The organism is Natrinema soli, assembly GCF_028618695.1.
In genome coordinates, this window is the sequence record NZ_JAQIVI010000781.1 from 1 (window position 1) to 1,530 (window position 1,530).

A 1,530-nucleotide genomic window follows, 5' to 3' on the forward strand; every position below is an offset into this window, starting at 1 on the left:
AACCGCGAGGTGAACGGGGAACGAGGTGACCCGTGAACGGGCCTTCGGCCCGTGAGTAGCAATCGGTTGGGGAGGGTGTGGAACTCCTCGTGTCCGCGGCAGCAGGACGCTGATCGTCACGGATCACGTTCGATTCTCCCGATGACCAGTTCAGGGCGACGGCTCGAACGTAATCGAACGACTTCCGCTGACCGGTGGCTTTTTCCACCCGCCTCGAGATGTCCGAGTACGCGATAAACGGTCGTGAACCCCATCACAGTTCCGTTACGCATGCCACATTCGATATACTTTTACGGGGCTACGGTATAGATGCGTCTATGTCAGTACTAACTGAGTCCGCCGTCGGGCACGACGAACTCGCCGTGCTCAAACTCCTCGCGCTCGAGGGTGGGCTCGAGGGCGACGTCAAGATCTCCTGTTCTCACCTCGCGGAGCGCCTCGACGCGTCGAATCAGACCGCCTCGCGACGGCTCCAGCGCCTCGAGAGCGCCGACCTGCTCGAGCGCGATACCGTCAGCGACGGCCAGTGGGTCGCGATCACGGAGACCGGCGAACGAACGCTCCACGCCGAGTACGAGGACTACCGTCGCATCTTCGAGACGGACTCCCAGATCGGCCTCGAGGGGACCGTCACCAGCGGGATGGGCGAGGGTCGCCACTACATCTCGCTGTCGGGCTACCAACGCCAGTTCGAGGAGCGCCTCGGCTACGAGCCCTTCCCCGGCACGCTGAACGTCGACCTCCGCGAGGACAGCGTCCGCCGGCGCAGCGCCATGGCCTCGCTCGAGCCCGTCCCTATCGACGGCTGGGAGTCCGACGAGCGGACCTACGGCCCCGCCGTCTGCTACCCCGCGACGATCGAGACCACCGACGGCGAGACCTACGAGAACGCCTACACCATCGCCCCCGAACGCACCCACCACGACGACGACCAGCTCGAGGTCATCGCCCCCGAGAAACTCCGAGAGGTACTCTCCCTCGAGGACGGCGATCACGTCACCGTCTCCGTGGGGGATCGCGAATGACGGGGCACCACGCCGGTCCGCGGTCGAACGCCGACGCCGGGGCGAACTCGAGCGTCGACCCGTCTGCGAACTCGTTCGATCACGCCCTCGAGTCGCTCCGCGCCGGCGAGCCGATCCTCGTCCACGAGGAGGCCTACCGCGAGGGCGAGACGGACCTGATCTACCACGCCGATAGCGTGACGCCCGAGGCCGTCGCCCGACTGCGCAACGACGCCGGCGGCCTGATCTGCGTCGCGCTCGGCCACGATACCGCGGAGGCGTTCGACCTCCCATTCTACTCGGACGTGATCGACCATCCCGCGACGGCCGACCACGAACTCGGCTACGACGACCGATCGTCGTTCTCACTGACCGTCAACCACCGGGACACCTACACCGGGATCACCGACGACGATCGCTCGACGACCATCCGGGCGCTCGGCGACGCTGCCGCCGCACCCGACGAAACCGAGTTCGCCGCGGAGTTCCGGGTCCCCGGCCACGTCCACCTGCTCAAGGCCGCGCC

Annotated in this window: 3 protein-coding genes; 2 read left to right on the forward strand and 1 reads right to left on the reverse strand. The window is 66.6% G+C overall.

Annotation, left to right across the window (positions count from 1 at the left end):
* Window positions 1-208 (reverse strand): hypothetical protein (locus tag PGX04_RS32330; RefSeq protein ID WP_273742223.1); only part of this gene is annotated, 208 nt, incomplete at its 3' end.
* A 109-nt stretch (window positions 209-317) separates the two neighbouring features.
* Between PGX04_RS32330 and PGX04_RS32335 the strand changes: the two genes are divergently transcribed.
* Together PGX04_RS32335 and PGX04_RS32340 are read left to right on the forward strand one after the other, a co-directional pair.
* Window positions 318-1,025, forward strand: a complete 708-nt coding sequence (locus tag PGX04_RS32335; RefSeq protein ID WP_273742224.1) for a CTP-dependent riboflavin kinase — start codon at window positions 318-320, stop codon at window positions 1,023-1,025.
* Window positions 1,022-1,530, forward strand: a 509-nt coding sequence (locus PGX04_RS32340; RefSeq protein ID WP_273742225.1) for a 3,4-dihydroxy-2-butanone-4-phosphate synthase, incomplete at its 3' end; no start/stop codon positions are given. The genes PGX04_RS32335 and PGX04_RS32340, both read left to right, overlap by 4 nt.

What these genes read in the sequence shown, in the direction of transcription:
- PGX04_RS32335 (WP_273742224.1), top strand. Translation starts at nt 318, where the DNA reads ATGTCAGTACTAACTGAGTCCGCCGTCGGGCACGACGAACTCGCCGTG.